General features: G+C 70.4%; 12 protein-coding genes and 2 pseudogenes. 8 read left to right on the plus strand and 6 right to left on the minus strand.

All coding sequences use genetic code 11. The features are described 5' to 3' along the window. Window positions 1-680 (plus strand): helix-turn-helix domain-containing protein (locus FV228_RS13535; protein ID WP_147855099.1); only part of this gene is annotated, 680 nt, incomplete at its 5' end. A gap of 19 nt (window positions 681-699) precedes the next feature. On the opposite strand, the gene FV228_RS13540 is transcribed toward FV228_RS13535, so the two are convergent. Beyond that, window positions 700-1,713 (minus strand): polyprenyl synthetase family protein, encoded by a 1,014-nt coding sequence (locus FV228_RS13540; protein ID WP_147855100.1) that lies wholly within the window; start codon window positions 1,711-1,713, stop codon window positions 700-702. A 167-nt stretch (window positions 1,714-1,880) separates the two neighbouring features. Here FV228_RS13540 and FV228_RS13545 point away from each other — a divergent pair, with 167 nt between their 5' ends. Both FV228_RS13545 and FV228_RS13550 read left to right on the plus strand, forming a co-directional pair. After that, on the plus strand, window positions 1,881-2,105 hold the full coding sequence (locus FV228_RS13545; protein ID WP_147855101.1) for a DUF2007 domain-containing protein: 225 nt from the start codon (window positions 1,881-1,883) through the stop codon (window positions 2,103-2,105). Window positions 2,106-2,153: 48 nt separating this feature from the next. Next, window positions 2,154-2,378, plus strand: a pseudogene (locus FV228_RS13550) (DUF1499 domain-containing protein); the annotation flags it as partial. A gap of 2 nt (window positions 2,379-2,380) precedes the next feature. Here FV228_RS13550 and FV228_RS13555 read toward each other — a convergent pair. Continuing rightward, window positions 2,381-3,145, minus strand: coding sequence for an MBL fold metallo-hydrolase (locus tag FV228_RS13555; protein ID WP_147855102.1), 765 nt, complete (start codon window positions 3,143-3,145; stop codon window positions 2,381-2,383). A gap of 519 nt (window positions 3,146-3,664) precedes the next feature. On the opposite strand from FV228_RS13555, the gene FV228_RS13565 reads away from it, so the two are divergent. Further along, window positions 3,665-3,841 carry a DUF1328 domain-containing protein gene (locus tag FV228_RS13565; protein ID WP_007568853.1) on the plus strand — a complete coding sequence of 59 codons (177 nt, stop codon included), beginning with the start codon at window positions 3,665-3,667 and terminating at the stop codon, window positions 3,839-3,841. A gap of 121 nt (window positions 3,842-3,962) precedes the next feature. Here the strand turns inward: FV228_RS13565 and FV228_RS34200 are convergent, their stop codons facing one another. Next, on the minus strand, window positions 3,963-4,136 hold the full coding sequence (locus FV228_RS34200) for a NepR family anti-sigma factor (RefSeq protein WP_246693902.1): 174 nt from the start codon (window positions 4,134-4,136) through the stop codon (window positions 3,963-3,965). 344 nt (window positions 4,137-4,480) lie between these two features. On the opposite strand from FV228_RS34200, the gene FV228_RS13575 reads away from it, so the two are divergent. Together FV228_RS13575 and FV228_RS13580 are read left to right on the plus strand one after the other, a co-directional pair. Beyond that, window positions 4,481-5,284 (plus strand): response regulator, encoded by an 804-nt coding sequence (locus FV228_RS13575; protein ID WP_147855105.1) that lies wholly within the window; start codon window positions 4,481-4,483, stop codon window positions 5,282-5,284. Window positions 5,285-5,755: 471 nt separating this feature from the next. Beyond that, window positions 5,756-6,133 (plus strand): hypothetical protein, encoded by a 378-nt coding sequence (locus FV228_RS13580; protein WP_147855106.1) that lies wholly within the window; start codon window positions 5,756-5,758, stop codon window positions 6,131-6,133. 363 nt (window positions 6,134-6,496) lie between these two features. Here the strand turns inward: FV228_RS13580 and FV228_RS13585 are convergent, their stop codons facing one another. Beyond that, the gene (locus tag FV228_RS13585) at window positions 6,497-6,685 is read right to left on the minus strand and encodes a KGG domain-containing protein (RefSeq protein WP_147855107.1); all 189 of its coding nucleotides are present in this window, start codon (window positions 6,683-6,685) and stop codon (window positions 6,497-6,499) included. Window positions 6,686-6,935: 250 nt separating this feature from the next. Here FV228_RS13585 and FV228_RS13590 point away from each other — a divergent pair, with 250 nt between their 5' ends. Beyond that, entirely contained in the window at window positions 6,936-7,142 is a 207-nt protein-coding gene (locus tag FV228_RS13590) for a hypothetical protein (protein WP_147855108.1), read from the plus strand. Between the two features lie 12 nt (window positions 7,143-7,154). Here the strand turns inward: FV228_RS13590 and FV228_RS13595 are convergent, their stop codons facing one another. Next, a complete protein-coding gene (locus FV228_RS13595; RefSeq protein WP_187277734.1) occupies window positions 7,155-7,994 on the minus strand; it encodes an SCO family protein in 840 nt (279 codons plus the stop codon). A gap of 82 nt (window positions 7,995-8,076) precedes the next feature. Here FV228_RS13595 and FV228_RS13600 point away from each other — a divergent pair, with 82 nt between their 5' ends. Continuing rightward, the gene (locus FV228_RS13600) at window positions 8,077-8,520 is read left to right on the plus strand and encodes a Crp/Fnr family transcriptional regulator (RefSeq protein ID WP_147855109.1); all 444 of its coding nucleotides are present in this window, start codon (window positions 8,077-8,079) and stop codon (window positions 8,518-8,520) included. 2 nt (window positions 8,521-8,522) lie between these two features. Here FV228_RS13600 and FV228_RS34205 read toward each other — a convergent pair. Continuing rightward, window positions 8,523-8,634, minus strand: a pseudogene (locus tag FV228_RS34205) (VOC family virulence protein); the annotation flags it as partial.

Consider the following 8,634-nt stretch of genomic DNA (forward strand, 5'->3'; position numbering starts at 1 on the left):
CCCGGGGGGCGCGCCTCGTCGCGATCTGCGCCGGCGCCTTCGTACTCGCCGAGGCCGGCCTGCTGGCGGGCCGCCGGGCCACGACGCATTGGCACTTCACCGACCGGCTCGCCGCCTTCCCGGGTGTCCAGGTCGCCGCCGACGTACTGTATGTCGACGCGGGCTCGATCCTGACCTCGGCCGGCAGCGCGGCCGGTCTCGATCTCTGCCTCCACGTGGTGCGGATGGATTTCGGCGCGCAGGTCGCCAACACGGTCGCGCGCCGCATGGTCGTCCACGCGCATCGCGACGGCGGCCAGGCGCAGTTCGTGCAGCGGCCGGTTCCGAAGCACGCCGGCACCAAGCTCGGGCTGCTGTTCGATCGCGTCCGCGAAAGCCTCGGCGCGGCCTGGACGGTCGAGCGGATGGCGCACGAGGCCGGTCTCAGCGTGCGGAGCCTCCACCGCCACGTCCGAGCCGCCACCGGCCATGCGCCGGGGGCCTGGCTCGTCGCCGAGCGGCTGGCGGAGGCGCGGACGATGCTCGAGGAGACGAGGCGCCCGGTGGACGAGATCGCCCGGCTTGTGGGGTTCGGCTCGGCGCCGGCCCTGCGCAGCCACTTCCGCAGCCTCGTCGGGGTCACCCCGACCGCCTATCGGCGCAGCTTCACGGCACACCCGGCGGGGCTTCCGCTCCGGTAGGCCGCTTGAGCGATGCGCCTCAGCGCGCCCGGGCCACGCAGAAATCCACCGCGCCGTTGAGCGCGGCCTTCACCGGTCCGTCCGGGAAGACGTCGAGGGCGGCGCGCGCCTGGGCGCCGTACTGGTGGGCGCGGGCCACCGTCTCCTCCAGGGCGCCGTGGCGCTGCAGCAGGTCGAGGGCCGTACCGAGGTCGTCTTCGCCGATCTCGCCCTGCTGCAGGGTCCGACGCCAGAAGCCGCGCTCGCCCTCGCTGGCCCGGCGGTGGGCCAGCACGATCGGCAGGGTGATCTTGCCCTCGCGAAAATCGTCGCCGACATTCTTGCCGAGTTCGGCCGAGGTGCCGCCGTAATCGAGCACGTCGTCGATCAGCTGGAAGGCGATGCCGAGGTTCATCCCGTAAGCGCGGGCCGCGACCTGCTCGGCCTCCGGCCGGCCGGCGAGTACGGGGCCGACCTCGCAGGCGGCGGCGAACAGCTCGGCGGTCTTGCCGCGGATCACCGCCAGGTAGGCGGCTTCGTCGGTTTCGAGGTTCTTGGCGTTGGTGAGCTGCATCACCTCGCCCTCGGCGATCACCGTGGCGGCGGCGGACAGGATGTCGAGCGCCCGCAAGGAGCCGACCTCGACCATCATCCGGAAGGCCTGGCCCAGCAGAAAGTCGCCGACCAGCACCGAGGCCTCGTTGCCCCATTTAATCCGGGCGGCGACGCGGCCGCGGCGCATGTCGCTCTCGTCGACCACGTCGTCATGCAGCAGGGTCGCGGTGTGCATGAACTCGACGCTGGCGGCGAGCTTCACGTCGCCGTCGCCGGCGTAGCCGCAGAGTTTGGCGCAGGCGAGCGTGAGAATCGGGCGCAGGCGCTTGCCGCCGCTGGCGATCAGGTGGTTGGCCACCTCCGGGATCATCGCCACGTCGGATCCGGTGCGCGACAGGATCGTGGTGTTGACCCGCGCCATGCCGTCCGCCACCAGCGCGACGAGGTCGTTCAGCCCCGCCTCGGTCTCGGGCTTCGGATTCTCGATGGAGAGGGCCATACCCAAGATCCGCGACCTCCAGTCCGGTTCCCCCGCAGGGGGCGGGCGATCCCTTCGCACGCGCCTCGCGGCGCCGCAACATCGGCGCAGGGAGGATATGGTGCGAAGGGAATGCGCAGCGAACGCGACGAATGCGCCGGACGACCGGCATCCTTCGAAGAATTGCGATGATCGTACTGATTTCTGCGAATGATCCCGTGCTGATCGGCTTTGCCCGCTCGGTGCTCGAGGCTGCCGAGATCCCGGTCCTGGTGGCCGACACCCACATGAGCGTGATGGAAGGCTCGATCGGGGCGTTCGGTCAGCGCCTGATGGTTCCGGGTGATTGGGCGCCCCAGGCCCGCCGGTTGCTCACGGATGCCGGGCTCGCGCACGAGTTGCGTGACCCGTGAGCCCGGAGCCCGATGCCTTCCTGGGCGGGATTGTGCGCCTGCATCAGCCGCCCCGGGGGGCGCACCGGCAACGGCCGGATCGAGGCCGTGGCCCGGGGCCTCATCCTGAACCTGCCCGACGACGTCACCGTGCGGATCCGCCCCCGGGCCGACGGCGCCCGGATCGACGTGCGCTCGGCCTCGCGGCTCGGCGGGCGCGACTTCGGGACCAACGCCGACCGGATCCGCGCCTACCTCGACGACGTCGCCAACCTGGCGCTGGCGGTGAAGTAGGGTCAGGCCGGCGCGTAGGTCGCGTCGAGCCGCGGCGGCCCGTCGCAGGCGACCAGCCCGCGCCCGACCAGATCCTCGAGATGGGCGAACACCGACAGGGCGGCCGCACCCCTCAGCCGCGGATCGAGCCCCTGGTAGATCGCCGCCACCACCTCCGGGATGCGCGTGTCCCCGGCGGCCAGCCGGGCGCGGATCGCCGCCTCCCGCTGGCGGCGGTGGCCGATCAGGCAGCGGACGAGCCGCGCGGGCTCCTGGACCGGGCCGCCATGGCCCGGCCAGTAGGTCGTCTCGGTGCGGCCGCGCAGCTTCTCCAGCGAGGCCATGTAGGCCCGCATCTCCCCGTCCGGCGGCGCGACGATCGTGGTGTTCCAGGCCATCACGTGGTCGCCCGAGAACAGGGCGTCCGCCTCGGGCAGCGCGCAGGCGGCCCGGTGCGGGCCGCAGCCGACGATCGGCGCCCCGGTCCGGGCGGCCAGCAGGCGGGCGCCCGGCGAATGATCGCGATGCGTGTGGGTGACCACGATGGCCTCGACCCGCTCGGGGCCGAGGTCGTCCAGGAGCGCCGCGATGTGGCCGGGGTCGTCGGGGCCGGGATCGATGATTGCGACGCGGTCCTGGCCGACCACGTAGGTGCAGGTCCCGGTCGCCGTGAAGGGGCCGCCGTTCGGGGCGATCCGCCGCCGGATCAGCGGCGCCACGCGCTCCATGCGCCCACTCTCGGGCAGGGACCGCTCGACGCGCGGCCCGCTCTCGTCCTCGACCGTCATCGCCACCCCGTTCCGTCCCGGCGGTGGTTCTACGGCTGCGCGTGAGCGCTGCGCAATCGGGCGCAGCGGCCGTGGGGGCTTCCCTGAGGACAACGGTCCCGGAGAGGGCCGTTCCTCAGGGCGTGCGGGCTTCAGCCCACGCGATGCGACCGGCCGGATCGGACGCGCACGGGGACCGGTACGGGGGCCGGCGCCACGCCGAGGCCGAGTGCGGCCGCGCGCGCCGCGTCGGCGGCACCATCGACAATCTCGGTGACACGCGCCGCCAGGGCGGCGAGCTTGGATCGAACGGCTCTCTTTGCAGCTTGCAGCATCTCGGATCCCGGTTCGGACCTAGTGACCTTACAGCGAACGCGACCGTCTGACTCCCGTTCCGTCACCCAATCGTCGCGGGGCGGTCCGCCAGCGAGACGAAACCCGGCCGCTTTGTCAAGTGCGCGGAACCAGAACCGAACCTTGGCGTTTTTGAGTCCAGAACGACGCGGCCGCCCGCGCCGGACCTTTCAAAGGATACGCACAATGCTCGGTTGGGCCGTAACTTTCCTCGTCGTGGCTCTGGTCGCCGCTCTGCTCGGTTTCGGTGGTATTGCCGGCACCGCCATGGAAGCTGCCAAGCTTGTGTTCTTCGTGGCGATCGTCCTGTTCGCGATCTCGGCCGTCGTCGGCCTGATGCGCGGCCGTTCGCCGACATTGTAAAGCGATCGTAGGGGCCGGCGCTGGCGCCGGGCTGACGATAGACTTGGAGAGAGCCGCCGTCCTCGACGGCGGCTTTTTCATCGCGGAGATGCCAGGATCCACAGGATCCGCCGTCTCGGGCTCAGGCCTTCTCGCGCTCGCCGCCGTCCAGCTTCGCGATGAGTTCGGCGAACCGGTCGGGCACCGGCTGCAGGGCGACCGTATCGTACATCGCGCGCAGCTGCGCGGCGATGCGGTTGCGGGTCTGGTCGCTCAGGCCGCCCCCGGCGGCGCGTGCCGCGGCGGATGCGGCCACACCCTGGGACTCCCCGGGTTGACGCGATGCGGGATGGGCCGTGGGCTCTGCGGCGGTGCCAGCATACGGATCGCCCGCACGGGGGTCCGCATCCTTACCCTGATCCGCCATTCACACGCCCCTTGTTGCCGAAGTCCGCTGGGCCGCATTGTACTGCGGCTCGACATACGCCATGGCTGCGGCTGCAACGCCCGCCCGCCGGATCGGTTCCGCTGGGGGCGGAACGGAGTGCGGGCCTCCGCGTTGGGCGGTAGGCTGCGCAGGATACAAGCCGGCCCCGGCACGACCTCGGTCGAGGACCGAGGCATCGCGGCCGGGCAACACGGCGAGGCACAGGGGATCGAATGTCGACATCGCAACTCGTGGTACAGCACCTGCCGTACCTGCGCCGCTACGCTCGGGCGCTCACGGGGAGCCAAGTGGCGGGCGACGCCTATGTCGCGGCCACCCTGGAAACCCTCGTCAACGAGCCGGATACGCTCGGCCGCAGCACCAACATCAAGGCCGACCTGTTCCGGGTGTTCACCCGGATCTGGAATTCCCTGTCGGTGAACGGGCGCAGCGAGCAGGTCCAGCACGACCTCCCGGCCGAAGTCCGCCTCGGCCAGATCACACCGCTGCCGCGCCAGGCCTTCCTGCTCTCCTGCCTCGAGGGCTTCTCGGAAGAGGACGCCGCGATCATCCTGGCCGTCGACGTCTCCGAGGTCCGCGACCTGGTGGACGAGGCCGGGCGCGAGCTCGCCGCCGACATGGCCACCGAGATCCTCATCATCGAGGACGAGCCGCTCATCGCCATGGACCTCGAGGCTCTGGTCGAAGGCCTCGGCCACAACGTCATCGGCGTCGCCCGCACCCGCACCGAGGCGATCAAGATCGCCGGCGAGGGCAAGCGTCCCGGCCTGATCCTGGCCGACATCCAGCTCGCCGACGGCTCCTCGGGCCTCGACGCGGTGAACGACCTGCTGAAGACCTTCGAGGTCCCGGTGATCTTCATCACCGCCTACCCGGAGCGCTTCCTCACCGGCGAGCGGCCGGAGCCGGCCTTCCTCATCGCCAAGCCGTTCCAGCCGGCGAACGTCTCCGCGGTGATCAGCCAGGCGCTGTTCTTTCAGCAGACGGCGCGCCGCCGGGAAGCCAAGTCGGCCTGACCCAGAAAGTCGGCCCGATACGATAACCGGGGGGCGGCCCGCCGCTTCCGGACTGACGGGCCCGACTCGCAAGACCATCCCGATCAAGCCCCGGCGCAAGCCGGGGTTTTTGTTTGCCGCGTCTCGTGTCGTGTCCCTAGCCGGCCGCGCGCAAAAAAACGGGCTGGAGATGGCTCCAGCCCGTCGAAAAGGTTCCGGCCGATGCACAAGGGGAATGCGGGGAGGACCAGAATGGCCGGGTGTCGATAGAACGAGTGCCGCGCTGGGAGGTTCCGGCAAATACGCTTTTTAGGCGAACGTGACTTTTTCAGCACATGGGACGGTTGTGGATGGCGGGGGTGCGCCGTCGCACCAACATCCTGAACGCGAACGAATACTCAGTGCCCACAGAGACGGGACAGTTGTGGAACCTGCAATTGCAGACCGCGTTATGAAAACATCCTGTCAAGCTCTCATGATGAGGTCGGGGCGATGCTGCGGTCGGGTTTCATTCTGGGCGTGAGTGCTCCCGCGGCTCTTCTCACCGTGCTGATCCAGCCGGTGGTGCGTGAGACCGCCGACCGTTGGACGCCGCCGGTGCTCACGGCCGCGGCCTCCGCCGTCCACGCGCCGCTTCCGGGCATGCGCCCGGCCTCCCTGGCCCTCAGCCCGACGCGGGTCGCCGGTGTGCAGCGCGTCGACGGCCGTTCGGGCCCGGTCGCCGAGGAAGGGCAGGAGATCGGCATCCGGCCGATCCTGAAGCAGCCGCAGCAGCCGCGTCGTTTGGTCCGCGAGGGTTGCGAGACGGCGCTCAGCTCCCTGGTCGGCCCCGAAGCCCGCCGCATGGTTCCGGGCCGCTGCATCTCCTGAGCACCTGATCGGTTCAGCTGCGAGACACCAGAAGCCCCGTCGTTCCGGCGGGGCTTCTGGTGTCTGAACTCTCGCAACGATCTCTATGGGATCGACGGGTTGGAGTTTTTATCTCTGCTCACGGCGGAAGGCTAAATCGTCTTCTCATATAGGCCCGATCCGTGCCGCGACACGCGGTCATCCCGGGGCCGCGCAGCGGAGCCCGGGATGACGGCGAGTAATAGGGGCAGGATATCATGCCCGGGAGATGGATCTTCCACCTCCGTGACCCGTAGCGATAACGTGAGCCCATCGGTCCAAAAACAAGGACGGCGCCGGTCCTGGGGACGCGGCGCCGTTACGCGACTCGATCGGTTCGGTGCGTCACTCGGCGCGGCCGGTCCCCGTGGACTGCCCACCCTTGCGACCGGCGTTCGAGGCCAGTTCGCGGTCCTGCGAGAAGGAGCGCTTCTCGGCCGGCACGCTGCGTCCGCCTTTGCTGGCGATCTCGCGCTGCCGCGACAGGTCCATCGAGGCAAAGCCCCGCTTCGAGGTTGAATTTCCGGATGCCATCAGTTCCTCCTCAGGCTTCGCTTCACCCCGCAACAACCTTCAGCAATAACCAAGGTTCCTGTCATGAGACGTAGCCAAGTTTGGCAAAGCTAAGCTTGGCGGCAACCGCCGGCTGTGTGCGGCGTTGATCCCCGGTTGATCTGCGCGTTTCTCCGCAGGCGCCCGCTGCGGACCGGCCCGGGGCGGGCCTACTCTCGCGCGGCTGCGCCCGGTTCCCACGCCGCAGGCTTTCGAGGAGAGGTTTCCGCCAGTGACGAACCGCAACATGGTCAAGGACGCGGCCGGATCCGAGCCAGCCGTGAAGCCGAATACGCCGCCGCTCCCGCCGATGCCGGCCCCCGAGGATTCGCCGACGCCGACCACCCGTGAGGAGCCGGTGGATTCGCCCCATCTCAATGCCAGCCTGAAGCGTGAGGCGCCGGGCCCGGGGGAGCAGGGTCTTTCGACGAAGCGCTGAGGCCGTCCACCGTCAGCCGGGCCTCGCCCGCGACTTCCGAGACAGGCCGACGATGAGGAGGCCGATCCCCAAGATCGTGGCGAGGCCCGCCACGGTCAGGATGCGCTGGACCAGCGGCGTGTAGAGGCCGCGTACGGCATCGTAGCCGTAGCACAGCAGCGCCAGACGGTCGGCCAGGCCGCCGACCCGCCCCTCGCCGGCCTCCGTCAGGGCGAGCCGGAGGTCCCGGCCGGTCAGCGCCAGGGGCGAGAGCACCCGCGCCACCCGGCCGTCGCCGGTCAGCAGCATCGCGGCGGCGGGATGGGCGAAGCTGTCGGTCCCGGGATCGTAGACGGCCGTGTAACCCAGTGCTCCGGTCAGCCGGGCGAGGGCGGCATCGGTGACGAGCAGCGGCGTGGCGCCGGCCGCGCGCGGCCCGAGCGTCTCTTGCAGCATGCGACGCGCGGCCGCGGCGTCGTCGCGGGGATCGATCCCGACGAGCACCCACGCGTACTGGTCCGCGGGGAGGCCGGTCGCGGCCAGCGCGTCGGCGGCCATGGACAGCATCGGGTCGCAGACGTTCCAGCAGGTGTAATCCACCGGCAGCAGGAGGGTGGTGCGCCCGCCCAAAGCCTCGCCCAGCGTGGTGGTGCGCCCGGTCCGCGCGTCCGTCACCGGCACCGAGAGCGGTGCCCGGGCTCCGGGCAGAGGGGCGGCCGCCACCCTGGCGAGGTCGGCCTGAACCAGGCGCGCCTGGGCGGCGCCGGGATTCGCCAGGCCGGCGCATGCAATCGTCAGTAGGCCGACGATCAGGTACTGGACCGTGCGGATTGCATCGGGCGTGGGACTGGACAAGGGCTTGATGAACCGCATGGATATGTCGTCGGCCGGTCCGGCCCTCTCATCAGTACCACCCATGCCCGCGAGGGCGTGAAGCCCGTCGCGGAGCCAGTGCATGACCCTCGACACCGAGGTTTCCTCCCTGCGGCAGGTGCCGCTGTTCCGCGAGGTGGAGCCGGCGCGCCTGAAGCTCCTGGCCTTCACCAGCGAGCGCGTGCATTTCGAGCCGGGCCAACGCTTCTTCGCTCGGGGCGACGTGGCCGATGCCGCCTACGTGATCCTGATGGGCAGCGCCGAGGTGAGCATCGACGGGCCGGCCGGCCCGGTCCGGCTGGCGCTGCTCGGGCAGGACGCCCTGGTCGGAGAGATGGGCATCCTGGCCGACCAGCCCCGCTCCGCCACCGTGACGGCGGAGACCGCGGTGACGGCGTTGCGGATCGACCGGGGCGTGTTCCTGGAGCTGCTGGCGCAGTTCCCCCAGATCAGCATCGCGCTGATGCGGGTGCTGGCGCTGCGGCTGGAGCAGACCAACCAGGCGCTGGCCGAGAGCCGGGGCTGACCTCACGCGGTCGGATAGGTGATGAATTCCAGGAGCGAGCCGTCCGGGTCGCGGAAGTAGACGCTGAGGCCGGGGCCCGCCGCGCCGTGGCGCTCGACCGGGCCCAGCTCCACC

Source organism: Methylobacterium sp. WL18 (assembly GCF_008040015.1).
In the GTDB taxonomy this organism is placed as follows: Bacteria; Pseudomonadota; Alphaproteobacteria; order Rhizobiales; family Beijerinckiaceae; genus Methylobacterium; species Methylobacterium mesophilicum.